Here is a 23,368-nt window from a genome sequence, read left to right on the forward strand (position 1 = left end):
GGCCCTATTCGGGCCGGATGTTATGCTCGCGGATCACCTTGCCCCATTGCGCGCGGTCGGCGGCGATCTGGCGGATGAACTCCGCCTGGGTGCCGCCCAGCCGCTGCAAGCCGTTCTCGACGAAGCGGCGCTGCACCTCGGGCGCCTGGGTGGCGCGGTTCACCTCCTCGTTCCAGCGGGCGACCAGGGCGGGCGCCATCCGGCCCGGCCCGACGATGCCGAACCAGTTGTGGATGACGAAATCCGGCAGGCCGTCGCGCGACATCACCGGCAGTTCCGGCAGCAGGGGCGAGGCTTCCTGGGCGCCATAGGCGATCGGGCGCAGCCCGCCGCCGCGGATCTGGGCCATGTATTCCGGCATGTTGCCGAACATGAACTCCACCCGGCCCGACATGATATCGAGGATGGCCGGCGCGCCGCCGCGATAGGGCACCTGTTCGAATTGCGCGCCGGTCAGGGACATGAACAGCACGCAGGAGAGCTGCTGGGAGGAGCCTGGGCCGACCGTCGCGCAGCTGAAGCGGCGCGGGTTCTCCTTGCCGAGCCGCGCCAGGTCCTGCCAGGTGCGGACCGGCCCGTTCGGATTGGCGACGAGGATGTTGTAGACCGAGGCGACATTCACCACCGGCGTCAGGTCGGTATCCACGTTGTAGGGCACCTGCTGCATCTGCGGCGTGATCGCCATGATGCCCATCGACCCGAGCAGGATGGTGTGCCCATCCGGCGCCGAGCGCGTCGTCTCCTGCGCCGCGATCACGCCGGCCGCGCCGGTGCGGTTCTCCACCACCACCTTCTGGCCCATCTGCTGCGAGAGCTGGTCGGCCAGGATGCGGCCGAGCAGGTCCGAGGTGCCGCCGGGCGCGAAGGCATTGAGGAAGCGGATCTCCCGCCGGGGGAAATCATCCTGCGCCGCGGCCGGGGCTGCCCATCCGAGGACAGCGGCAAGGCCGAGGGCGGCACGTCTCAGCAGACAGGGCTTGGGCATGGCGGTCTCCTCCTTCTGTCATGGCCGCCCTCTGACGGGGCGGCTCGGGGTCAGGCGGTGCGGGCGTAGCGTTGCAGGAACTCCTCCCGCACGGTGATGCCGAGGCCGGGGCGGTCCGGCACCTCGACCATGCCATCGGCCACGGGGAATTCCTCCTCGACCAGCTCATGCAGCATCGGGTTGTGGCCGAGCGAGTATTCCAGGATGAAGCCCGCGCTCTGGCTCGCCGCCAGGTGCAGCCCGGCGGCAAAGGCCGGCGCGCCGGACCAGAGATGCGGCGCGAGCCGCAGGTTGAAGGCCGAGGCGATGGCGCCGATGCGCATCCCCTCGGTGATGCCGCCGGCGATGGCGAGGTCGGGCTGCAGCACATCGGCGGCGCGCAGCTCCGCCAGCTCGCGGAAGTCGTGGCGGGTGAACTCGCTCTCGCCGCTGCTGATCGGCACGGCGGAGGAGCGACGGACCTCGGCCTGGCCGGCCTTGTCATCGGCCGTCACCGGCTCCTCGAACCACATCAGGTCGCAATCCTCGACCATGCGGCAGAAGGCCTTGGCCTCGGCGACGGTCCAGGTGCCATGCGCATCAGCGGCGAGGCCGATCTCCGGCCCCAGCGCCCGGCGCGCGGCGCGGACCCGGGCGGCGGAACGGGCGGGCGAGCCATCCATGACGCCGACCCGCATCTTCACCGCGCGGAAGCCGGCACGGTCGCAGTAACCCTTGAGTTGGGCGCCAATCCCCGCCTCATCGGCCCAGCCGCCCGAGGCATAGGCGGGCATCCGCTCCGCCCGCCGGCCGCCGAGCAGCCGCCAGACCGGCACGCCGAGCGACTTGCCGAGGATGTCCCAGAGCGCGACATCGACGCCGGCGATGGCCGAGATGGACAGGCCCCGCCGGCCGAGCTGCGGCAGCGCATGGCCGAGCGAGACCGCATAGCCCTCGCGCGGCGTGTTGTACATCACGTCCCAGAGGCGGGAGATGTCGCGCGGGTCCTGCCCGACCAGCAGCGGCGCGTAATCGAGATTGACGATGGCGGCGAGGCCGGCACAGGCGGCGGCACTGCCGACGCCGGCCTTGGCCTCGCCCCAGCCGGTCAGGCCGGTATCGGTCTCGACCCGGATGATGACGGAATCGAAGCTGCCGACCCGACCGAAATCGCTGACATGCTGGCGTTCGGGGGGGATCGGGACATGGCACCAGGTGGCCTGGACGCGGGTGATCCTCATGCGGCGACCTCCAGCGCCCGGCGGCGGGATGCCGTCCAGGCTTCGGGGTTGATGAAATTCTGCGGTCGCTCGCCGCGGAGGATTCGGACGGTCTCCTCCGCCGCGATGCGGCTCATCTCGGCCACGCTCTCCTGCGTCAGCCCGGCGCCGTGCGGCGTCAGCAGCACATTGTCGAAGCCGCGCAGCGGATGGTCCGCCGGCAGCGGCTGCTGCCAGTAGACATCGAGGGCGGCGCCACCGATCCGCCGATCCCGCAGCGCCTCGACCAGCGCCGCCTCCTCGATCACCGGGCCGCGGGCGACATTCAGCAGCCAGGCCGCCGGCTTCATTCGCGCGATCAGCGCCGCCGAGGCGATGCCGCGCGTCTCGGGCGTCAGGGGACAGGCAAGCGCCAGGTAGTCGCTCTCGGCGAACAGCTCTGGCAGCGCGGCATAGGCAATGTGCGGCGGCAGCGCGTTGCGGTCGCGCCGATGGCCGAGCACGCGCATGCGGAAGCCGTGATGCGCGATCTCGGCCAGCCGCATCCCGATGGCACCGACGCCGAGGATGCCGAGGGTCTTGCCGCGCAGCTCGGTCGCCGCATCGGTGCGGGCGCGGGCCGGGCCCCAGCCCTGCGCCAGATGCTCGGCATGCATCGCCTCGGCATGGCGGGCGATGGCGAGCATCTGCGCCACGACGAATTCCGCGACGGCATCGGTATTGGCGCCGGGGACATTGGCGACCAGCACGCCGGCGGCGGTGCAGGCCTCGACGGGGATGAAATCCACGCCGACGCCATGCCGCACCGCGGCCAGCAGCCGGGGCGCATGGTCCAGCAGGTCGTCGGGCAGCTTCTGGCGGACGATCACCGCCTCCGCCTCGCGGCAGAGCTCGCGCAGTGCCGCCGGGCCGGTGCCGCGCGGCGGGATGATCTCATGCCCGGCCTCGCGCAGGATGGCCTCGGCGATGGGTTCGACCGGATCGGTCAGGGCGACGCGCATGGTCAGGCCACCTTCCAGCGCGCCAGCACCTCGCGGTCCACCTCGATGCCGAGGCCGGGGCCGTCCGGGATGCGGACGATGCCGCGCTCCTGCCGGATCGGCTCCCGCGCGAGGTCGTCGCGCAGCGGGTTCGGCGTCTGCTCGAATTCCAGCATGGGCGGGATGGGGCGGAAGGCCGGCGGCATGTCGGGCATCGCCGCCAGCCATTGCAGCGTCGCCGCGAGGCCGATGGCGCTGCCCCAGGCATGGGGCACGCATTCGACGCCATGGGCGGAAGCGAGCGTCGCGATCTTGCGGCATTCGCTGATGCCGCCGGCGGCGCAGACATCGGGCTGAACGATATCCATCGCCTTCCTGGCGATGATGTCGCGGAAGCCCCAGCGGGTGAAGTCGTTCTCCCCGCCGGCCACAGCCATGTCGAGCGCCCGCGTCACCTCGGCATAGCCCTCATGGTCCTCGGGGCTGATCGGCTCCTCGAACCACATCAGGTCCAGCGGTTCCAGCATGCGGCCGAGCTGGATCGCCTGGGGCACGGTGAAGCAGTGATTGGCATCGACCGCGAGCTTGACCTCGGGCCCGATCGCCTCCCGCACCGCCCGCACGCGCTCATAGTCCAGCTTCAGGTCGCCGAGGCCGATCTTCATCTTGATGGCGCGGAAGCCCTGTTCCTTGTATTCCAGCGCCTCCTCCACCGCTTCCTCGACCAGGCGGTTCATGTCGATGAAATAGAGGCCGGTGGCATAGGCCTGCACCTCGGTCCGGTGCGCGCCGCCGATCAGCTTGTGGATCGGCTTTCCGACCGCGCGGCCGATGACATCCCAGAGCGCGATATCGATCCCAGAGAGCGCGGTGATGGCGAAGCCCGAGGCGCCGTAATCCTTGATGCGGTTGTACAGGTCTTCCCACACCACCTCGACATCGAAGGGGTCGCGGCCGATGACGCGCTGGCGGTATTGCGTCTCGATCAGCGCCTTGTTCACCGCGGCCGGACCGTAGCATTCGCCCCAGCCGGTGATGCCGGCATCGGTCGTGATCTCGACCACGCAGGAGGAGCGGGTGGTGTAGAGCCAGCCGCGCGCCGAGGTGAAGGGCCTGTCCACCTTCGATTGCAGCAGGTGGCAGGTGACGTCGGTGACCTTCATGCGGGCGTTTCCCCTCCTGGACCGCGGTTCTGGAGCAGTTCGAGCCAGTAGCTCTCCGCCCCCTTGAGATGCGCGCGCATCAGCGCGACGGCGGCCGGCGCATCGGCGCGCTCGATCGCCTCGGCCATGGCGCGATGCTGCGCCTGCGCCATGCCGGCGCGGCTGCCATCGGCGAAATAGCGCCGGCGCCGGGTGCGCGAGAGCAGGTAGAAGGAGTTGATCAGCCGCAGGAACAGCCGGTTGCGCGTGGCGGCGGCGACGGAAAGGTGGAATTCGGCGTCGCTATCGGCGAAATTCTCGGCCGCCGCGATGCTGCGCGCGCCCACCTCCAGCGCCGCGGCGATGCGCGCCAGATCCTCCGCCTCGCGCCGCTCGCAGGCGAGCTCGGTGCCCTGGAGTTCCAGGATGCGGCGGAGGTCGATCAGCTCCGTCACCTCGCCGGCGGTCAGCGGCACGCCGAGATCGGCCCGCAGCACCAGCGCTTCCAGGCTGCCCTCGCGCTCCACGGCGCGGAGATAGATGCCGGAATTCGGCCGCCGCTCGACCATGCGGACGGTCTCGAGCACGGCGATCGCCTCCCGCACCGCATTGCGGCCAACCGCGAAGCGCTCCGCCAGCTCGCGCTCGGAGGGCAGGCGTTCGCCCGGATGGAGACGCCGCTCGGCGACAAGGCTCAGCAGCCGTCCGACGAGGTCGGAGCGCTCATCCTCCACCCGGCCACGGGCGATCCTGGCCGCCGAGGCGCCCTCTCCATCCACCCTGTTTCCATCCCTGAATTGGTGCTACCAGATTGGTAGGACCAGTTGCGCTGGGCGCGCAAGCGCAAAGGCACGCTGACGCAGCTTCGCGAGGCAGCGCCGTGGCGCATGTGGCCGCGGCCCGGCCTGCACTAGGCTCGGCGCCGCTTCTGGGAGAACCCGCCATGACGACCCTGATCGTGAACGGCACCGAACGCCGTTTCGACGGCGATCCCGACATGCCCCTGCTCTGGTTCCTGCGCGACGAGCTCGGCCTGACGGGCACGAAATTCGGCTGCGGCCAGGCACTCTGCGGCGCCTGCACCGTGCATGTGGACGGCAGCGCGGTGCGCGCCTGCCAGACGCCGGTCTCCGCCATCGACGGCGCCAAGGTCACCACCATCGAGGGCCTGTCGCCCGATGGCGAGCATCCGGTGCAGGTCGCCTGGCGGGCGCTGAACGTTTCCCAATGCGGCTACTGCCAGACCGGCCAGATCATGCAGGCGGCCTCGCTGCTGAAGGACATCCCCGATCCCAGCGATGACGACATCGACACGGCGATGAGCGGCAATCTCTGCCGCTGCGGGACCTATCCGCGCATCCGCGCCGCCATCAAGCAGGCAGCCAAGGGGGGCCGGCCATGATCGCCAATCTCAGCCGCCGCGGGTTGCTGGGCGGCATCGCCGCCGGCGGCCTCGTCCTCGGCATCGGCCTGCCGGCCGCACGGGGGCAACAGCAGCAGCGTTTCGGTGCCGATGGCATGCCGAATGGCTGGCGCGACGACCCGCGCCTTTTCGTCGCCATCGCCGAGGACGGCATCGTCACCATCACCTGCCACCGGCAGGAGATGGGCCAGGGCGTCCGTACCTCCATCCCCATGGTCATCGCCGAGGAGCTGGAGGCGGACTGGTCCAAGGTCCGCGTCACCCAGGCGCCGGGCGATGAGGCGCGCTTCGGCAACCAGGACACCGACGGCTCCCGCAGCCTGCGCCACTTCTTCACGCCGATGCGCCATGCCGGCGCCGCGGCGCGGACCATGCTGGAAGCCGCGGCGGCGAAGCAATGGGGCGTCCCGGCCGAGGAGGTGCGCGCCGCGAACCATGCCGTGCTGCATGAGAAGTCCGGCCGCAGCCTCGGCTTCGGCGCCCTCGCCAGGGCGGCGGCCGAGATGCCGGTGCCGGACCGCACCACACTGCGGCTGAAGGACCCGGCGAGCTTCCGCCTGATCGGCAAGGACACGGTGGGGCTGCTCGACAACCACGACATCACCACCGGCCGTGCCGGCTACGGCATCGATGCCCGGGTCGAGGGCATGCTCCATGCCGTCGTCGCCCGCCCGCCGGTCTTCGGCGGCAAGGTGACCTCCTTCGACGCCGCCGAGGCGCTGGCGGTGCCCGGCGTGGTCAAGGTGGTGGCGATCGACGCGCCGGCGATCCCCTCGGAATTCCAGCCGCTCGGCGGCATCGCTGTCATCGCCCGCAATACCTGGGCGGCGATGCAGGGACGCGACAAGCTGAAGATTACCTGGGATGACGGCCCGCATGCCGTCTATTCCTCCGACACCTACCGGGCGCAGTTGCAGGAAGCGGCGCGCAAGCCGGGCAAGGTCGTGCGCAGTGCCGGCGATGTGGACCGCGCCTTGGCCGGTGCCGCGAAGCGCGTCGAGGCCGAATACTACATCCCGCACCTTGCGCAGACGCCGCTGGAGCCGCCCGCCGCGCTGGTCCGCATCCGGGACGGGCAGTGCGAGGCCTGGGCCTGCACCCAGGCGCCGCAGGCCACGCGCACCCGGCTGGCGCAGCGGCTGAAACTCCCCGAGGACAAGGTCACCGTCCATGTGACCCTGCTCGGCGGCGGCTTCGGCCGGAAGTCGAAGCCCGACTTTGTGCTGGAAGCGGGGCTATGCAGCCAAGCGATGGATGGCGCGCCGGTGAAGCTCACCTGGACCCGCGAGGACGACCTGCATCACGGCTTCTACCACACCGTCTCGGTCGAGCGGCTGGAGGCAGGGCTGGATGCGGATGGCAAGCCGGTCGCATGGCTGCATCGCAGCGTGGCACCCACTATCGGATCGATCTTCGCGCCCGACCCGAAGCATGAGCTGCCGCTCGAGCTCGGCATGGGGATGGTCAACCTGCCCTTCCCCATCCCGAATATCCGGATGGAGAATCCGGAAGCGGTGGCGCATGCGCGGATCGGCTGGTTCCGCTCCGTCTCCAACATCCCGCATGCCTTCGCCATCCAGTCCTTCGTGGCGGAGCTGGCCCATGCGGCGGGCCGCGATCCGAAGGACTATCTGCTGGAGCTGATCGGGCCGCCGCGCCTCTATGACCCGACTGATCTCGGCGATGTCTGGAACCATGGCGAGGATCCGAAGCGCTACCCGATCGATACTGGCCGGCTGCGCCGGGTGGTCGAGGCGGCGGCGGAGGGCATCGGCTGGGGCAGGGCCATGCCCCAGGGCAGCGGGCTGGGCCTCGCCGGGCATTACAGCTTCGTCTCCTATGTCGCCGCGGCGGTGGAGGTGAAGATGGGCAGCCGTGGGGAGATCAGCTTCCCCCGCGTCGACATCGCCATCGATTGCGGGCCGCAGGTGAATCCGGAACGCATCCGCTCGCAGATGGAAGGCGCCGTCGTCATGGGCACCGGCCTCGCCCTCTCGGCCGAGGTCAGCTTCAAGGATGGCCGGGTGCAGCAGAACAACTTCGACGCCTATGAGCTGACCCGCATCGACAGCGCGCCGCGCGAGATTCGCGTCCATCTGCTGCCCTCGCGCGACTACAGCCAGCCGCTCGGCGGCGTCGGCGAACCGGGCGTGCCGCCCGTCGCGCCGGCCATCGCCAATGCGGTCTTCGCCGCCACCGGCAAGCGGATCCGGCAGCTGCCGATCCGCGACCAGCTGACGACGTGAGGAGACGGGCGATGACCGCATTCCGCAGCCTGCTGGCCGCCGCGGCGCTCTGCGCCGGGCCGGCGCTCGCCTCCCCCTGCACCGATCAGGCGGATGCGCTGGATCGGCAGCTCTCCGGCACCGCGGATGCCGCCGTCTCCGCCTCCTCGGGCGGGCAGGGCGTCGCCGCGGCGCGGGAGAGCCAGGCGGTGCAGCCGCCGCCGGGCAACCAGCCCGCCCCGCCGAGCGGCCCCTTCCAGTCCCCGCCGCGCGAGGCCCAGGCGACGCAGCGCGCCGCCGATGCCGGCGCCGCCGGGGACCGGGTGGTCCAGGCCAAGGCGACGGTCAACCGGGCGCGGGAGCTGGCCGGGCGGGGCGACGAGGCGGCCTGCCTCGGCGCCATCGCCGAGGCGCGGCGGCAGATGGGACCCTAGACCGAAACCCGGTCCCGCCGCGCCGCAGCATTCTGCCGCTTCGCCGCATAGAGCGCGGAATCCGCGAGCGCGATCGCCGTCTCGAACCTCTCGGCATCGCGCGGCATCAGCGCGAGGCCGAGGCTGCAGCCGAGGCGGAGCGGCCCGGCCTCGGTCGGCACGCCGGCGCGGAGCATGGCGTTCAGCCGGGCCCCGACCTCCCGCGCCGCGGCTTCCATCCGCTCCGCCGGGCCGGTGAGGCAGATCAGGAACTCGTCGCCGCCCATGCGGATGGCGGCATCCTCGGCGCGCAGATGCTCCCGCAGCCAGAGGCCGATGCCGCGCAGCACCGCATCGCCCGCGGCATGGCCATGGGCATCATTGATCGGCTTGAACCCGTCGAGGTCGAGCGCGACCACGGCGCATCCCACCGGCCGGGCCGGCTGGGCCGCCTGCCAGGCCGCGAAGCCGGCGCGGTTCAGCAGGCCGGTCAGCGGGTCGCGCCAGGCCTGGTCGCGCAATTGCTCGATCTGCCGGGCCATGTCGCTGCCGCCGCTGGCGCCCAGCACGCGCTGGATCGTCGCCCGCACCCGCATCGCATACCAACCTGCCAGCATCCCGCCCAGCACCGCTAGGACGAGGCTGCCGAGGCCGAGCTGAAGCGCGAGACCGCGGAGCGGGGCGAGGACCGCGGCGCGATCCGCCTGCCCCACCACCACCCAGCCGAGGGTCGGGCGATCCGACGCGCCTTCCGCCCGGGCGAAGCCGAAGAGGCCGGGGGACTGGCCAGGCAGGGCCGCCTCCAGCCAGCCGCCATCCTGCCGCGCAATGGGCCAGGGCCGGCCGCGCTCGCCCTCCGGGCCCAGCAACACGATGCCATCGCTGCCGAGCACGCGGAGCTCCGGCGCCGGCTGCCATGGCGCGAGGCCGTTCAGCTCGCGCCGCACGCCCTCCGCCCAGCGCCAGGTCAGGTGGCCCGCAATCACGCCGACCACTTGCCCATCCGCCGCATGGACCGGCGCCGCGGCATCGACGAAATAGGCATCCGCGCCGCCGCCCTGCTCCTCGGGCAGCAGCTTCGCCAGCAGCACGGCGCTATGGACATCGCCCAGATAGGGGCCGGCGAGGCCGGGGCGGAACCAGGGCCGGGCGGAGACATCCATCCCCTCCAGCAAACCGTTCGTGGCCGCGATCACCCGGCCATCGGCGCCGGTGAAGCCGATCCAGGAGAAGGTGGGCGAGCGCGCCTGCAGGTCCTCGAGCAGGCGGCGGGCCATGGGCGGGTCGGCCGGCTGCCGCTCGAAAACCTCGAACCGCGCCAGCATCCCGACATCGCGCGCCCAATCGGCGAGGCCTGATTCGAGCCGCTGGGCCATGACATCGGCATAGCCCGTGAGCCGCATCCCGGTTTCGGCCAGCAGCCGCGCGCGTTCCTGCTGCAGCAGCATGGCGGAGCCGAGGCCGCCCACCAGCGCACAGAGCAGAGCGACGGCAACACCATGGCGCCAACCGGGACCAAGCCGGGACCTGTTCCGATTCATTCCATTCCTGCACGAAAAAGGAGCCGATGCGGATCGAATTTCTAGCATGGGTTGTGATGCATGGCATCTATTTCCCTTTGGTTGCGCTATGGCAGATGCTCCTCTTGCTCCCCGACCCCTGTTAGACGGCTGGCGCATGTCCCTTCTCGACCGCATCCGCCGCGCCGCGCGGCAGGAGCAATTCCTCGATGTGCTGCCGGCCGAGACGGCCATGGCCCGCTTCCAGGCCGCCCTCGACCTCTCCCCCCTCCCGGCCGAGGCGGTGCCGTTGGCCGAGGCGCTCGGCCGCGTCACGGCGGGGCCGGTCACCGCCGCCGCCGATGCGCCGCCCTTCGACCGCGCCTCGGTCGATGGATTCGCGCTGCGCGCTGCCGATACGCTCGGCGCCACCGAGGCCGCGCCGCGCCGGCTGCGGCTGAATGCCGAGCTGCTGGCCTGCGGGGTCGCGCCGGGCCTCACGGTGGAGGCGGGGACGGCCACCGCCATCGCCACCGGCGGCGTCATCCCCCGCGGCGCCGATGCGGTGGTGATGGTCGAGCATACCGAGGCCGAGGAGGGACCGGAGGGTCCGGTGGTGCTGATCCGCCGCCCTGCCCTGCCCGGCCAGGCCATCGCCCATGCCGGCAGTGACATCGCCCGTGGCGAGACCCTGTTGCGCGCCGCCACCTGCATCACCAGCCGGGAGATCGGCATGCTGGCCGCGGCCGGCCTCGCCACCGTGCCGGTGGTGCGGCGACCGCGCATTGCCATCCTCTCCACGGGTGACGAACTGGTGCCGCCCGGCGCGCCGCTGCCGCCGGGCGGCATCTATGACAGCAATGCCGCCATCCTCGCCGCCGCCGTCGCCGAGCATGGCGGCGAGCCGGTGCCGATGGGCATCTTCCGCGACGACGAAGCGGCGCTGGAGGGCGCGCTGCGCCGGGCGCTCGATCTGGCCGATATGGTGGTGATGTCGGGCGGCACCTCGAAGGGCGCCGGCGATGTCTCGCACCGGATCCTCGCCCGGCTGCCGCCGCCCGGCGTGCTGGTGCATGGCGTGGCGCTGAAGCCGGGCAAGCCGCTCTGCCTCGGCGCCGTGGAACGGAAGCCGGTTGTGGTGCTGCCGGGATTCCCGACCAGCGCCGTCTTCACCTTCCAGGAATTCGCCGTGCCGGTGATCCGGGCCATGGCTGGCCTGCCGCCCCGGACCGATGCCACCACCGAGGCCTGGCTGGCCATCCGCACCCCGAGCGAGGCCGGCCGCACCGAATACGTCATGGTCTCGCTCGCCGAGGATGCCGAGGGCGGGCTGGCCGCCTGGCCGCTCGGCAAGGGATCGGGCAGCGTCACCGCCTTCTCCCAGGCGGATGGCTTCTTCGCCATCGACGCTGCCGAGGCCGGCGCCGCGGCCGGCAGCCTGCAGCGCATCCGCCTGATCGGCGGGGCGCATCGCCTGCCGGACCTCACCATCATCGGCAGCCATTGCACCGGGCTGGATGCGGTCCTCGACCTGCTGGCGGCGGAGGGGGTGCGGGCGCGCAGCCTCGCGGTCGGCAGCCTGGGCGGGCTGGCGGCGGCGAAGCGGGGCGAATGCGACTTGGCGCCGGCGCATCTGCTGAAGGCCGAGACGGGGGAGTACAACCGGCCCTTCCTCGCCCCCGGCCTGCGGCTGGTCCCCGGCTGGCGGCGGGTGCAGGGGGTGGTGTTCCGCCCGGGCGATGCCCGCTTCGCCGGGCTATCCGGGCCGGAGGCGGTGCGCCGCGCGGCGGCCGACCCGGCGCTGCTGCTGGTCAACCGCAATGCCGGATCGGGCACCCGCATCCTGCTGGACGGGCTGCTCGGCGGGGCGCGGCCGCCCGGCTATGCCAACCAGCCGAAATCGCACAATGCCGTCGCCGCCGCCGTGGCCCAGGGCCGGGCCGATTGGGGCGTGGCGACCGCCAGCGTGGCGGCGGCCTATGGCCTCGGCGTCGCCCCGCTCGCCGATGAGCATTACGACTTCTTCCTGCCCGAGGCGCGGGCCGAGCGTCCGGCGGTGCGCGCCTTCCTCGCCACCCTGGCCAGTGAGGCGGCGCGGGCGCGGCTCCGGGCACTCGGCTTCACGCCCGCCTGAACTCCCCTCCATGCGGCACCCCGGGCCGCGGATCGGGAGGTGGTTCATGGCGGTCCGAAGGAGTCCGAGGCGGAGTATCCGGCGACGGGCATCCGGCGAAGACACTCCGACCGGGGGCGGATGGCCGCCCGCCGGATCGATAGGAAGGTCTTGACTGGTGCCGCCATCCCCCGCGCAACGATTTCCCCTGGGTTCCCTCATCGTCATCGCGGCCGTCCTGGGCGGCAGTGCGGCGGCCTTCGCCTATACGGCAGGCTGGCTCTCGCCGGAGCGGCTGTCGCGCGAGCGGGTGCTGGCCGGGCTGAGCCCGCCGGGAGGGCCGGCGCCGGGCCGAAGGCGGAACCATGTCAGGGGAATCTGCTTCACCGGCAGCTTCGAGGCCAATGGCGCCGGCGCCGCCCTGTCGCGCGCACGGGTCCTGGCGGCCGGGTCCTACCCCGTCATCGGCCGCTTCAACCTGAGCGGTGCCGATCTCGCGGAGCCCGATGCCAAGGCCCGCGTGCGTGGGCTGAGCCTGCGCATCGCCGCACCCGACGGGTCGGAATGGCGCACCGCCATGATCACCGCGCCGGTCTTCCCGGTGGCGACGCCCGAGGCCTTCTATGCCCTGCTCCAGGCCTCGGCGAGCCGGGAGCCGGGCGCCATGGCGGGCTTCGCCGCGGCGCATCCCGAGATCGCCGCCTTCGGCGCCTGGGCCCGCAGCGCGCCCTGGACCGGCAGCTATGCCGAGGAACGCTACAACGGCCTCAACGCCTTCATCTTCACCGATGCCTCGGGCGGGGAGCATGTCGTCCGCTGGTCCATGCGGCCGGAGGCGCAGCCGGTGCCCGTGCCGCCGGAACAGCTCGCCGGACGGGCGCCGGATTTCCTTGATGAGGAGGTCAAGGCTCGCCTCGCCGCCGGGCCGCTGCGCTGGACCATGGAGGTGATGGTGGCCGAGCCGGGCGACCCGGTGGCCGATCCGAGCAAGGCCTGGCCGGAGGGACGGCGGCGCATCGATGTCGGCACCCTGACCGTGCAGGCGATCCAGGCGGAGCCGGACGGCCCCTGCCGCGACATCAACTACGACCCGACGGTGCTGCCCGAGGGCATGCGCGTCTCGGCAGATCCCTTCCCCGCCGCGCGCTCCTCGGCCTATGCGCTCAGTTATGAGCGGCGGGCGGCGGAGGCCGCGCAATATCCCCGCACCGCGGCGGGAGGCCGGCCATGAGCGGCGCGCGCTTCAGCCCGCTCCAGCGCCTGCTGCACTGGGCGATGGCCGTCTGCATCCTGGCGATGCTCTTCATCGGCGTCGGCATGGTCTCGACCATATCGGCGCGCACCCTGCCGCTGGTCTCCATCCACAAGCCGCTCGGCATCGCCATCCTGGTCTTGGCCCTGCTGCGGCTGGGGCTCCGGCTGCGCCGTGGCGCGCCGCCGCTGCCGGCCGACCTGCCGGAGCCGATGCGGCTGGCGGCGCATCTGTCGCATATCGTGCTCTATGCGCTGATGATCGCCATGCCGCTGCTGGGCTGGGCCATGCTCTCGGCCGAGGGCTATCCGATCCAGCTCTCGCCCGGGCTGCGCCTGCCGCCGATCCTGCCGCAGGATACCGGGCTCTATGCCCTGCTGCGGCAGGCGCATGGGCTGCTCGGCTATGCCTTCTTCGCGGTGATCCTCGCGCATCTCGGCGCCGCGCTCTTCCATGGGCTGGTGCGGCGCGACGGGGTATTCGGCGCGATGGCGCCGGTGCCGGACAGGGCGCTGAATTAGGTTAGCGCGTGGCGCCGGGGGTCCAGAGCACGTCCCCGGCGCCATTCCCGTTCAGCCGGCGGGAGAGGACGAAGAGCAGGTCCGATAGGCGGTTCAGGTAGCGCACCGCCTCCGGGTTCACCGCCTCCTCCGCGCCGAGCGCCACCACCTGCCGCTCCGCCCGCCGCGCCACGGTGCGTGCCAGATGCGCCATGGCCGCGCCCGGCGTGCCGCCCGGCAGGACGAAGCTGCGCAGCGCCGGCAGGGTGGCGTTCAGCGCCGCGATCTCTGCCTCCAGCCGGGCCGATTGCGCGGCGGCGAGGCGCAGCCGGTCGCCGGCCTCGCCCGGCACGCAGAGATCGGCGCCGAGATCGAAGAGGTCGTTCTGGACGCGGGCCAGGATCGCGTCCGGCTCCGCTTCCGCCGCAGTATGCAGGCGGAGCAGGCCGAGCACCGCATTGGCCTCGTCCACCGTGCCGATCGCCTCGATCCGCAGCGCGTCCTTGCGGATGCGGGTCCCGTCGCCGAGCGAGGTTTCCCCGGCATCGCCGCCGCGGGTGGTGATGACGTCGAGCTTGACCATGCGGCGGTGTCCTCAGCGCAGGTTGAAATGGATGGCGGTGCGGATGGTGCCGGAGATGGGCACGCCATCGCGCATCGCCGGGCGGAAGCGCCAGCGCAGCACCGCCTGACGCGCCGCCGCATCCAGCGCCTCATAGCCCGAGCTGCGGAGCACCTCGGCCGCCTCGACGCTGCCATAGGAGGTGATGCGCAGCAGGACGGTGACCACGCCCTGCTCGCCGCGCTGGCGGCTGCTATCGGGGTATTCCGGTTCCGGATTGCGGATGCCCTCGGCGAGGCCGGGCGGGGTGACGGCCCCGAGGGCCGGGGCGGCGCCAGTGGTCGGGGGCTGCGGCGCAGCGGCACCGGCGGGTGCCGCGGCCTGGGCGGCCGGCGGCGCCTCGCTGGGCGGCGCGGCACGCGGAGCGGCGGCGGGCCGGCCGCGGGGCGGCTGGGGAGGTGGCGGCGGCGGGGGCGGCAGCGGGAGCGGCTCCTCCCGCTCCTCCGGCGGCGCCTCGGCCGGCGGGGTCGGTGCCGGCGCCTCCTGGGGCGGCGCCTCGGCCGGGGGTGCCGGCGGGGGTGGCGGGGCCTCCTGCGGCGGGGGCAGGGTGACCTCGGCCGGTCGGTCGGGCGGCGGAGGTGGCAGCAGGGCAGCGAGCACCGGCGGCGCCGGGGCCGCGGGCGGTGGCGGCGGTGCAGCCGTTGGCGGCGGGGGTGGCGGCGGGGCGGCGGCCTCGGGCGGGGCAGGCGGTGCCGGGGCCTCGGCCGGCGGTGCCGGCGCCTCCGGAGCCTCGCCGGTCTGCTCCTGCCAGACCACCTGGACGGATTGCTCGGCCGGCCCCGGCGGCGGCGGGGGGCGGCGCAGCAGCACCAGCACCGCCGCCAGGGCCAGGCCATGCAGGGCCAGCGACGCCCCAGGGGCCCAGGGGGGCAAGAAACGGGGCGGCAGCCCGCGCGGCGCCGCCCTCACAGGACCAGCACGCCCCGATGCTTGGCCTTGCCCTCCGGCTCGACATGGATGGTGATCGTCGCGCCCTCGATCTCGGCCCGCAGCGCGGCCTCGATCCGGTCGCAGATGTCGTGCGCGGACTCCACCGTCATCATCCCCGGCACGACCAGGTGGAATTCGATGAAGGTGAGCTGCCCGGCATGGCGGGTGCGGAGGTCATGCGCCTCGATCGCGCCGCTGCCATTCTCGGCGACGGCGGTGCGGATGCGGGCCAGCAGGCCGGGCTCCACTGCCTCGTCCATCAGCCCGCCGACGCTCTCCCGCACCAGCCGGCCGCCGGACCAGAGGATGTTCAGCGCCGTCAGCCCCGCCAGCAGCGGATCCAGCCAGAGCCTTCCGGTGAGCGCGACCAGCCCCACCCCCACCAGCACGCCGAGCGAGGTGACGACATCGGCGAGCAGATGCCGCGCATCGGCCAGCAGCGCCGGGGAGCGGGCGCGCCGCCCCTGGCGGGTGAGGATCGCCGCCCAGCCGGCATTCAGCGCCGTCGCCGCGGCCGAGACCATCAGGCCGAGGGCGGGCTGGTCCGGCGCCCGCGGCGCCCAGACCGCGCCCCAGGCCTGATGCAGGATGGCGACAGCGGCGATGACGATCAGCGCCCCTTCCAGCACGGCCGAGAAATACTCGGCCTTGGTATGGCCATAGGGGTGGTTCGCATCCGCCGGCATGGCGGCGTAATGGACCGCGACCAGCGCCGCCAGGGCGGCGGCGACATTCACCACGCTCTCCAGCGCATCGGCCAGCAGCGCAACGCTGCCGGTCAGCCCCCAGGCCACCAGCTTCAGGGCGAGCACCGCCGCGGCGAGGATGACGCTGCCGATGGCAAGGCGGATGGTCCGCGTCATCGCGGGCTCCGCGGGGCGGGTGGGGTGGTGGCCAAATAGGGGGCTCCGGAACGGGCGTGTTGTGGCCCGAGCGGCGGCGGGGGGGCAAGCCCCTCTCCGGTAGCCTGCTATCTAGTCCAGGGGGCCCGGTCCGTGGCATCGTGCCGCACTGCACCACGGAACCGCGCCCATGCCCCTTTCCACCCCTGCCCCGCGCGAAGACCTGCACCGCCGCGTCATCGAGATCCATGGCTACCGGCGGGAGGACGGGCTCTACGACATCGAGGGGCATCTCGAGGACACCAAGGCGCATCCCTTCGAGAATGCCGCCCGCGGCTGGGTCCAGCCCGGCCAGCCTTTGCACGGGCTCTGGCTGCGGCTGACGATCCGCGAGGATATGGAGATCGTGGCCTGCGAGGCCGCCTCCGACCACACCCCCTATGAGCAATGCCCGGGCGCGGCGCCGAATTTCAGCCGCCTCGCCGGGCTCCGGATCGGGCCCGGCTTCAACAAGGCCGTGCAGGAGAGGGTCGGCGGCGTCGCCGGCTGCACCCATCTGCGGGAGATGCTGGGGCAGATGGCGACGGTTGCCTACCAGACCCTCTACCCGATCCGCGCCCGGCGCGAGCGGGAGGAGGCGGCGCGGCAGCCCGCGGGGGAGCGCCGCAAGCCGCCGGCCCTGCTCGGGAGCTGCATCGCCTATGCGCCGGACAGCCCCGTCAGCCTCGCCCGCTGGCCCTGGCTGGGCGACGCAGCGGCGGAATAGGGTGGTGACGCAAGCGTAAGCACCCCTCACGCCCAAGTTTAGGGTCAGGCCGGCGCATCCCCGTTAGGCAGGATGGCGAGTGTGCTTGGGTGGGAATCCGGAATGACCCGCTACGCCTATATCGCCGGCGGCGCGACCTTCAGTGGGCGCCGAATGGCCGAGGAACAGGAAGGGCTGGCCGAACGGGGGGCCCTGGCCCTGTTGCTCGGCATCATGCTGCTCGGCCTGCTGGTGCGGCTGATCCATATCGGCGCCGCCTCCTACTGGAGCGACGAGCTGTTCAGCGTGCTCTGGGTCGAGAACAGCTACCGCTTCATCTGGACCGAAGGGCTCTGGCTGGAGACGACGCCGGCGCTGTACTACGCCCTGCTGAAGCCCTGGGTCGCGGTCTTCGGCGGGAGCGAATTCGCGGTGCGCGGCTTCTCCGCCCTGCTCTCGGTCGCCGCCATCCCGGCCGTCTATGCCATCGCCCGGCAATTCGCCCGGCCGTCGACGGCGCTGCTGGCCGCCGCGCTCTTCGCGCTGATGCCGATGCAGGTCCACTACGCGCAGGAGGCGCGGGCCTATGCCCTGCTGCCGCTGCTCTATGCCCTGGCCTGCCTCGCCGCGATCCTGCTGGTCCGCCGCGCCGCGCTGGCGCGGCCGAACCTGGCTTGGCCGCTCGCCCTCTATGGGCTGATGGCGGTGCTGCTGGTCTATGCCCATGCGACTTCGGCCTTCACCCTGGCCGGACTGTCGGCCTGCTGCCTCTGCGGCCTGCTGCTGGTCCGGGCGGAGCGGCGCGCCATCCTCGGCTTCCTCGGCGTCAATGCGCTGGCGGTGCTGCTCTCGGTGCCGGAGATCCTGGTGATCCTGGACCAGTCCGGGCGCTTCGACATCGTCTGGGTGCCGCGGCCGGATGCTGTGAACCTGCTGAATGCGCTGGGCAGCCTGCTGGTCGATCCCTCGACGCCGCTGACGCTGTTCCGCCAGGCCAGCCTGCTGGCCGGCGGGGTGGCGGTGCTGTTCCTGGCGCTGCTGCTGCGGAGCCGGCTGGGCGGCATGGCCTGGCTGCTGCTGGCGGCGCCGGCGGCGCTGTTCCTCGTCTCCACCATCCTGGCGAGCCTCATCGCCTCGCCCTTCTTCATCCCGCGCATCGCGGTCTGGGTCGGCGTGCCCTTCTGCATCCTGGCGGCGCTGGCCCTGGCGGCGCCGCAGCCGGCGCTGCTGCGCGGCGGCTTCCTGGCGCTGCTGCTGGTCGCCTGGGGCGTGGGGCTGGAAGGCGTCTATGTCCGCAGCATCGACACCAAGGAGGATTGGCGCGGGCTGGCAGCCGATCTCGCGCCACGGCTGGCGCCGGGCGATCTGGTGGCGATCGGGCCGGAGACCAATCTGCGCGGCCTCGCCTTCTACCTGGATCGCGGGGTGCAGCAGCATCGCTGGCGGCCGGCGGGGTCGAAGGAATTCCAGCTGCTCTTCCTCCCCGCCGGGGTGCCGCGGCCGCAGCCGATCGCGACCGAGGCGCTGGCTGAGGCCGTGCAGTCCGGCCGGCGGGTCTGGCTGGTGCTGAAGCAGCAGGACTGGGACGCCTTCGGGGCAGCGGCCATGCAGGCGGTGCCCGGCCATGCGCCGACGGTGGAACGCGGCCGGGCGCGGCTGGCGCTGCTGGGGTGGGCCGGGGATTGACCCGTCCGACCTAACCCAGCGCCTGCGCCAGCGCCTCCTCCAGCCGCTCCAGGTCGAAGGGCTTGCGCAGGATCGGCCAGTCCTCGCTGCGATAGGTGCTGTAGCCGGTGACGAAGATCACCTTCAGCGCCGGCCGCAGCGCCAGGGCGCGTTCCACCAGCGCCGGCCCATCGAGCCCGGGCATCCGCACATCGGTCACCAGCACCTCGATCGCCGGATGCGCCTCCACCTGGCGGAGGCCGGACTCGCCATCCTCCGCCTCCAGCACCGCCATGCCGAGCGCAGCGCAGTATTCGGCCAGGATCTCGCGGATCATCGGCTCGTCATCGACGACGAGGACGCGGCGGCCGGCCAGGGGGCGGCCATCGGGCTCCCCCGCCCGGGCGGCTGGAATCGCGGTCATGCCACCTGCTCGGCGGGGCGTGGCCCGGCTTCATCCGCGCCCCGCGCCCGCGGCAGCCAGAGGGTCACGCGCGTTCCCTCGCCCGGCCGGCTCTCCACCGTCGCGGTGCCGCCGGATTGCGCGGCGAAGCCATAGACCTGGGCGAGGCCGAGGCCGGAGCCGCGGCCGACCGGCTTGGTGGTGAAAAAGGGCTCGAAGGCGCGGGCCAGCACCTCCTCCGGCATGCCATGGCCGGTATCGGCCAGGGTCAGCGCCACGTAGTCGCCCTGCGGCAGGCCGCGCACCCGCCCCGGCAGGCCGCCGGCGGGAATATTGGCGGCGGCGAGGGTCAGCCGCCCGCCCTCCGGCATGGCGTCGCGGCTATTGATGGCCAGGTTCAGCACCGCCGCCTCCAGCTCGTCGCGATCGGCCAGCACCGGCCAGAGGCCGGCCGGCAGCGTGGTCTCGATCCGCACCCGGCCGCCGAGCGTCCGCAGCAGGACATTCTCGACGAAATCCGGCAGCAGCTCACCCAGCGCCAGCGGCGCCGGGCGCAGCGGCTGTTCCCGCGCGAAGGCCAGCAGCCGGCGGGTGACGTCGGAGCCACGGCGCACCGCCTCGGCCGCGCTGCGGGCGAAGCGCAGCAGCACCTCGTCCTGAGTGCGACGCATGAGCAATTGCAGATTGCCGGAGACCACCATCAGCAGGTTGTTGAAATCATGCGCGACGCCGCCCGTGAGCTGGCCCATCGCATCCAGCCGCTGGGCCCGGCGCAGCGCCTGCTCCGCCATGACCCGGGCGGTGACATCCTCGAAGCTGGCGATCGCCAGCCCGTCCGGCCCGGCTTCGAGGGCGGCGATGCTGAGTTCGAGGTAGCGGGCGGCACCGTCGGGGCGGCGATGGAGAAGCTGCTCGCGCGTGACCCGGCCGGCGCGGTCCCAGGGCAGATCCAGCCGCTCCGGCCGCAGGCCGAGGATGCGCTCGGCCTCGGGATTGGCAAACAGGATGCGGCCGCTGGCCGGCTCGCCAACCAGGACGCCGACCGGCAGGCGCTCGAGCACCGTCCGCAGCCGCTCCTCGCTGTTGCGCAGCGCCTCGGCCTCGCGCAGCGCCATGCGCTCGATCCGCCGGTCCACCATGGCGGCGACCAGGGCGAGGGCCAGCAGCAGCAGGGTGCAGCCGGCGACGCCGAGCGCCAGTGCCTGAACCGGGAGACCGGCGGTATCTGCCGCGCCCTGCCCCGGCAGCGGCAGGAAATCGACCGCGGCCATGGCGGTGTAGTGCATGCCGGTGATGGCGAGGCCGAGGGCCAGCGCGCCGAGCGCCCGGGCCGGCAGCGACCTCTCGCGCAGGGCGAGCAGCAGGGCGAAGGCCGAGGCGCCGACCGCGATCAGGGCCGAGGCCGCGACCAGGCCACGGTCGTAGGATGGCGTGGCGCCGAGCCGCATCGCCGCCATGCCCATGTAATGCATGAGACAGATGCCGGAGCCCATGGCGAGGCTCGCCAGGCCGATGCGCCAGCCTGCCGGCGCCTGCCGCGACCCGCTCACGGTGGCGAGGCCGGCCCCGGTCGCGCCGATCGCCAGCAGCATCGACAGGATAGTCAGGTCGATGTCGTAGCGGATGGGCAGGCCGAGCTCATAGGCCAGCATGGCGATGAAATGCATCGACCAGATGGCGCCGCCGGTGGCCACCGCCGCGCCGAGCAGCCACCAGAGCCGCACGGAACCGGAATTGGCCCGCACCCGACGAAGCAGATCGAGAGCCGTCCAGGAGCCCAGGACAGCGATCAGGATCGAGAGCGCGACGAGGACCGGATTATGCGTCCCATGGACGTGATGCATCAAAAGGTCCGGCGTTGTTGGCCTGAAACGAGACTTTAGACATTCCTACTATCGGATTGCGAGAGGGCAACCCGACAAGCCGCAAAATGGTGGATCTCACAGGAGGGCGCCGGTCAGCCGGCCGCCCGGCAGCGGCGCCGCGACGCCGGTGGTGCCGGGGAAGGTCAGCGGCAGCCGGCGGACGGTGCGGGCCGCCAGCACGCCGAAGGCCAGGGCCTCCAGCGCATCCCCGTCCCAGCCGGCGCTCTCGGCCGGATGCACCGGCTGCGGCAGGGCGGCAGCGAGCGCCTGCATGATCGCCGGATTGCGCCTTCCGCCTCCGCCGACCAGCCATTGCCGCGGCGGTGCCGGCAGGTGCCGCAGCGCGGCGGCGACGCAGCGGGCACAGAAGGCGGCGAGCGTCGCGGCGCCATCCGCGGGCGAGAGGCGACCAAGGCCGGCCGCGGCGATGGCGCGGGTGAAATCCAGCCGGTCGAGGGATTTGGGCGGCGGCGCCGCCAGATAGGGATGCTCCAGCAGCCGGGCCAGCATCGCCTCATCCGGCCGGCCGGCCAGGGCCAGCCGGCCATTCTCGTCGTAATCGAGCCCGGCGCTGGCACGGACCCAGTCATCGATCGGGCCATTGGCCGGGCCGGTATCGAAGGCGATCAGGCCGCCATCCACACCGATCCAGGTGACATTGCCGACCCCGCCGAGATTGAGCACCGCCAGCGGCTTGGGCAGCGCCGCGGCGAGGGCGGCATGCACCACCGGCACCAGCGGCGCGCCCTGCCCCCCGGCGGCGACATCCGCGCTGCGGAAGTCATGCGCGACCGAAACCCCCGTGAGCCCCGCCAGCAGCCGGGCATCGCCGACCTGCCAGGTGAAGCCGGGCGGCGAGAGGCCCTGATCGGCCCGGGTGGCGTTGCGGCCCGGCCGGGCGGGGGCGGGGCGGTGCAGGATGGTTTGGCCATGGAAGCCGATCAGGTCCACCCCCTCCGGCGTCAGGTCACGCAGCCGCTCCACCGCCTCGGCATGGTGCCGGGTGAGCCGCTCGACGCAGGCGGCGAGGAAGGGGTCCCCCGACAGCAGGCCGGGGGCGAGGTCGAGCAGGCGGCGGAGGTCGCCGCGCAGCGCCGGCGGATAGGGCAGGGTCAGGGCCGGGCCGATCCGGCCGATCGCCTCGCCATCCGTCTCCACCCAGGCGGCATCCACCCCGTCGAGGGAGGTGCCGCTCATCAGCCCGATGGTTCTAAGCATCCCGGTCCTGTGCTACGGGGGCGCCCCCGTCCACAAGCCCGAAGCGACGCATGACCCCCTTCCAGAGCGACTTCCTGCGCGAGGCGTCGGAGCGCGGCTACATTCATCAGGTCACCGACCCGGCCTCGCTGGATGCGCGGCTGCGGGAGGGGGTGGTTGCGGGCTATATCGGCTTCGACTGCACCGCGGACAGCCTGCATGTCGGCAGCCTGATGCAGATCATGCTGCTGCGGCTGATGCAGCGCTGCGGCCACCGGCCGGTGGTGCTGATGGGCGGCGGCACGACCAAGGTCGGCGATCCCTCCTTCCGCGACGAGGCCCGGCCGCTGCTGGACGAGGCGGCGATCGAGCGCAACAAGGCCGGCATCCGGAAGGCGTTCGAGCCCTTCCTCCGCTTCGGCGAGGGGGCGTCGGATGCGATCATGCTCGACAATGCCGAATGGCTGGACCGGCTGCTCTACCTGCCCTTCCTGCGCGATGTGGGCCGGCATTTCTCGGTCAACCGGATGCTGAGCATGGACAGCGTCCGGCTGCGGCTGGACCGCGAGCAGAATCTCTCCTTCCTCGAATTCAACTACATGCTGCTGCAGGCCTACGACTTCGCCGAGCTGCGCCGGCGCTACGGCGTCACGATGCAGATGGGCGGGTCGGATCAGTGGGGCAACATCGTCATGGGCGTCGAGCTTTGCCGCCGCATGGATGCGGCCGAGGCCTTCGGCGTGACGACGCCGCTGCTGACCACCGCCTCCGGCGCCAAGATGGGCAAGACCGCCTCCGGTGCCGTCTGGCTGAATGCCGAGAAGCTCGCCCCCTACGAGTATTGGCAATACTGGCGGAACACCGAGGATGCCGATGTCGGCCGCTTCCTCGGCCTCTTCACCGAGCTGCCGATGGAGGAGGTGCGGCGGCTCGGCGCCCTCCAGGGCTCGGAGGTGAACGAGGCGAAGAAGGTTCTGGCGACCGAGGCGACGGCGCTGCTGCATGGCCGCGCCGCGGCCGAGGCGGCGGCCGAGACGGCGCGGCGCACCTTCGAGGAAGGCGCCACCGCCGCCACCCTGCCGAGCATCACCGCCCCCCTGCCCGCGCCGCTGCTCGACCTGCTGCTGGCGGCGGATTTCGTGAAGAGCAAGGGTGAGGGCCGGCGCCTGGTCGCGCAATCCGGCATCCGGCTGAATGACGAGCCAGTGGCCGACCCGCTGCGCGAGGTGGGGCCCGGGGATCTGCGCGATGGCGCCGCCAAGCTCTCGCTCGGCCGCAAGCGACATATTCTGGTCCGGAACGGTTGACCGCCAGGGGGCGTTTTGCTTGAGCGCAACGGGGGGTTGTCGTAGGCTGCCGGTGATTTCA

At 72.3% G+C, this 23,368-nt stretch carries 21 protein-coding genes; 9 read left to right on the forward strand and 12 right to left on the reverse strand.

What is annotated here, in order from left to right:
- Window positions 1–4 precede the first annotated feature (4 nt).
- Genes JMJ55_RS08660 through JMJ55_RS08680 form a run of 5 tightly spaced genes read right to left on the reverse strand, consistent with a single transcriptional unit; the run spans window position 5 to window position 5,085 of the window.
- Complete coding sequence (locus JMJ55_RS08660) at window positions 5–985, reverse strand: Bug family tripartite tricarboxylate transporter substrate binding protein (RefSeq protein ID WP_202825131.1); 981 nt, start codon at window positions 983–985, stop codon at window positions 5–7.
- Window positions 986–1,035: 50 nt separating this feature from the next.
- Window positions 1,036–2,205 carry a mandelate racemase/muconate lactonizing enzyme family protein gene (locus tag JMJ55_RS08665; RefSeq protein ID WP_202825132.1) on the reverse strand — a complete coding sequence of 390 codons (1,170 nt, stop codon included), beginning with the start codon at window positions 2,203–2,205 and terminating at the stop codon, window positions 1,036–1,038.
- Window positions 2,202–3,185, reverse strand: coding sequence for a hydroxyacid dehydrogenase (locus JMJ55_RS08670; RefSeq protein WP_202825133.1), 984 nt, complete (start codon window positions 3,183–3,185; stop codon window positions 2,202–2,204). Before JMJ55_RS08670 ends, JMJ55_RS08665 begins: the two co-directional genes overlap by 4 nt.
- Window positions 3,186–3,187: 2 nt before the next feature.
- Window positions 3,188–4,327, reverse strand: coding sequence for a mandelate racemase/muconate lactonizing enzyme family protein (locus tag JMJ55_RS08675; protein WP_202825134.1), 1,140 nt, complete (start codon window positions 4,325–4,327; stop codon window positions 3,188–3,190).
- Window positions 4,324–5,085, reverse strand: a complete 762-nt coding sequence (locus tag JMJ55_RS08680) for a FadR/GntR family transcriptional regulator (RefSeq protein WP_202825135.1) — start codon at window positions 5,083–5,085, stop codon at window positions 4,324–4,326. Before JMJ55_RS08680 ends, JMJ55_RS08675 begins: the two co-directional genes overlap by 4 nt.
- Window positions 5,086–5,249: 164 nt before the next feature.
- Between JMJ55_RS08680 and JMJ55_RS08685 the strand changes: the two genes are divergently transcribed.
- From JMJ55_RS08685 to JMJ55_RS08695, 3 genes are read left to right on the forward strand one after another with little or no spacing between them, the layout of a single operon-like run.
- Window positions 5,250–5,708 (forward strand): (2Fe-2S)-binding protein, encoded by a 459-nt coding sequence (locus JMJ55_RS08685; RefSeq protein ID WP_202825136.1) that lies wholly within the window; start codon window positions 5,250–5,252, stop codon window positions 5,706–5,708.
- Window positions 5,705–7,975, forward strand: coding sequence for a xanthine dehydrogenase family protein molybdopterin-binding subunit (locus tag JMJ55_RS08690; protein WP_202825137.1), 2,271 nt, complete (start codon window positions 5,705–5,707; stop codon window positions 7,973–7,975). Before JMJ55_RS08685 ends, JMJ55_RS08690 begins: the two co-directional genes overlap by 4 nt.
- A gap of 11 nt (window positions 7,976–7,986) precedes the next feature.
- Window positions 7,987–8,388 (forward strand): hypothetical protein, encoded by a 402-nt coding sequence (locus JMJ55_RS08695; RefSeq protein ID WP_202825138.1) that lies wholly within the window; start codon window positions 7,987–7,989, stop codon window positions 8,386–8,388.
- Here the strand turns inward: JMJ55_RS08695 and JMJ55_RS08700 are convergent.
- Window positions 8,385–9,908 carry a sensor domain-containing diguanylate cyclase gene (locus JMJ55_RS08700; protein ID WP_202825139.1) on the reverse strand — a complete coding sequence of 508 codons (1,524 nt, stop codon included), beginning with the start codon at window positions 9,906–9,908 and terminating at the stop codon, window positions 8,385–8,387. The two genes, JMJ55_RS08695 and JMJ55_RS08700, sit on opposite strands and share 4 nt — an antisense overlap.
- Before the next feature lie 136 nt (window positions 9,909–10,044).
- On the opposite strand from JMJ55_RS08700, the gene JMJ55_RS08705 reads away from it, so the two are divergent.
- The 3 genes from JMJ55_RS08705 (at window position 10,045) to JMJ55_RS08715 (ending at window position 13,752) form a co-directional block, all read left to right on the forward strand.
- Window positions 10,045–12,000: a molybdopterin biosynthesis protein gene (locus JMJ55_RS08705; protein WP_202825140.1), complete on the forward strand. Its 1,956-nt coding sequence runs from the start codon at window positions 10,045–10,047 to the stop codon at window positions 11,998–12,000.
- 157 nt (window positions 12,001–12,157) lie between these two features.
- Entirely contained in the window at window positions 12,158–13,210 is a 1,053-nt protein-coding gene (locus JMJ55_RS08710) for a catalase family peroxidase (RefSeq protein WP_202825141.1), read from the forward strand.
- Window positions 13,207–13,752, forward strand: a complete 546-nt coding sequence (locus JMJ55_RS08715) for a cytochrome b (RefSeq protein ID WP_202825142.1) — start codon at window positions 13,207–13,209, stop codon at window positions 13,750–13,752. The genes JMJ55_RS08710 and JMJ55_RS08715 overlap by 4 nt, the downstream gene beginning before the upstream one ends.
- Window position 13,753: 1 nt before the next feature.
- Here JMJ55_RS08715 and JMJ55_RS08720 read toward each other — a convergent pair whose 3' ends face one another.
- Genes JMJ55_RS08720 through JMJ55_RS08730 form a run of 3 tightly spaced genes read right to left on the reverse strand, consistent with a single transcriptional unit; the run spans window position 13,754 to window position 16,146 of the window.
- Window positions 13,754–14,314: a cob(I)yrinic acid a,c-diamide adenosyltransferase gene (locus JMJ55_RS08720; RefSeq protein ID WP_202825143.1), complete on the reverse strand. Its 561-nt coding sequence runs from the start codon at window positions 14,312–14,314 to the stop codon at window positions 13,754–13,756.
- 12 nt (window positions 14,315–14,326) lie between these two features.
- Window positions 14,327–15,226 carry an energy transducer TonB gene (locus JMJ55_RS08725; protein ID WP_202825144.1) on the reverse strand — a complete coding sequence of 300 codons (900 nt, stop codon included), beginning with the start codon at window positions 15,224–15,226 and terminating at the stop codon, window positions 14,327–14,329.
- 32 nt (window positions 15,227–15,258) lie between these two features.
- A complete protein-coding gene (locus tag JMJ55_RS08730) occupies window positions 15,259–16,146 on the reverse strand; it encodes a cation diffusion facilitator family transporter (protein ID WP_202825145.1) in 888 nt (295 codons plus the stop codon).
- Window positions 16,147–16,315: 169 nt separating this feature from the next.
- Between JMJ55_RS08730 and JMJ55_RS08735 the strand changes: the two genes are divergently transcribed.
- Together JMJ55_RS08735 and JMJ55_RS08740 are read left to right on the forward strand one after the other, a co-directional pair.
- Window positions 16,316–16,891: a DUF2889 domain-containing protein gene (locus JMJ55_RS08735; RefSeq protein ID WP_202825146.1), complete on the forward strand. Its 576-nt coding sequence runs from the start codon at window positions 16,316–16,318 to the stop codon at window positions 16,889–16,891.
- A gap of 102 nt (window positions 16,892–16,993) precedes the next feature.
- The gene (locus tag JMJ55_RS08740; RefSeq protein ID WP_202825147.1) at window positions 16,994–18,556 is read left to right on the forward strand and encodes a glycosyltransferase family 39 protein; all 1,563 of its coding nucleotides are present in this window, start codon (window positions 16,994–16,996) and stop codon (window positions 18,554–18,556) included.
- A 10-nt stretch (window positions 18,557–18,566) separates the two neighbouring features.
- On the opposite strand, the gene JMJ55_RS08745 is transcribed toward JMJ55_RS08740, so the two are convergent.
- The 3 genes from JMJ55_RS08745 to JMJ55_RS08755 form a co-directional block, all read right to left on the reverse strand.
- On the reverse strand, window positions 18,567–18,959 hold the full coding sequence (locus JMJ55_RS08745; protein ID WP_202825148.1) for a response regulator: 393 nt from the start codon (window positions 18,957–18,959) through the stop codon (window positions 18,567–18,569).
- Window positions 18,956–20,782, reverse strand: a complete 1,827-nt coding sequence (locus JMJ55_RS08750; RefSeq protein ID WP_202825149.1) for an MHYT domain-containing protein — start codon at window positions 20,780–20,782, stop codon at window positions 18,956–18,958. The genes JMJ55_RS08745 and JMJ55_RS08750 overlap by 4 nt, the downstream gene beginning before the upstream one ends.
- Before the next feature lie 96 nt (window positions 20,783–20,878).
- Window positions 20,879–22,021 (reverse strand): anhydro-N-acetylmuramic acid kinase, encoded by a 1,143-nt coding sequence (locus JMJ55_RS08755; RefSeq protein ID WP_202825150.1) that lies wholly within the window; start codon window positions 22,019–22,021, stop codon window positions 20,879–20,881.
- A 50-nt stretch (window positions 22,022–22,071) separates the two neighbouring features.
- Here JMJ55_RS08755 and tyrS point away from each other — a divergent pair, with 50 nt between their 5' ends.
- Window positions 22,072–23,307 carry a tyrosine--tRNA ligase gene (gene tyrS, locus JMJ55_RS08760; RefSeq protein WP_202825151.1) on the forward strand — a complete coding sequence of 412 codons (1,236 nt, stop codon included), beginning with the start codon at window positions 22,072–22,074 and terminating at the stop codon, window positions 23,305–23,307.
- The last annotated feature ends 61 nt before the right edge of the window (window positions 23,308–23,368 follow it).

Source organism: Belnapia mucosa (assembly GCF_016775475.1).
GTDB lineage: Bacteria > Pseudomonadota > Alphaproteobacteria > Acetobacterales > Acetobacteraceae > Belnapia > Belnapia mucosa.